Source organism: Pseudomonas sp. SWRI111, from assembly GCF_014268555.1.
Classification (GTDB): domain Bacteria; phylum Pseudomonadota; class Gammaproteobacteria; order Pseudomonadales; family Pseudomonadaceae; genus Aquipseudomonas; species Aquipseudomonas hamedanensis.
The window spans coordinates 1-335 of the sequence record NZ_JABWQQ010000079.1 but is presented as its reverse complement, the minus strand read 5'-3'; the positions used below and the strand labels follow the sequence as shown (position 1 = coordinate 335).

Annotated in this window: 1 pseudogene; it reads left to right on the top strand. The window is 63.6% G+C overall.

Annotation, left to right across the window (positions count from 1 at the left end):
- Nucleotides 1-335: pseudogene (locus tag HU755_RS27020) on the top strand (RHS repeat protein); the annotation flags it as partial.

Here is a 335-nt window from a genome sequence, read left to right as displayed (position 1 = left end):
AGCGATGTGTTCGGCAATCGTCTGACCGTGCAGCGCGATCGCGCCGACCGGATTCAGCGCCTGGACAACGGCGCCGGACGTTCGCTGTTGTTGCGTTATGACCGGGCGCAACTGGTGGCGGTTGATTATCAGGTCTTTGCCCAAGGCGAATGGACGACCGAGCAGACGCTGGTCAGCTACCGCTTCGATCCCCGCCAACGCCTGCTGGCCGCAACCAACGCGGTCGGCGACAGCGAGCGCTACGACTACGACGACCATCACGTCATCCTGCAGCGGCAACTGACCGGCGGCGCGAGTTTTTTCTGGGAGTGGGAACGAACAGGCAAAGCGGCGCG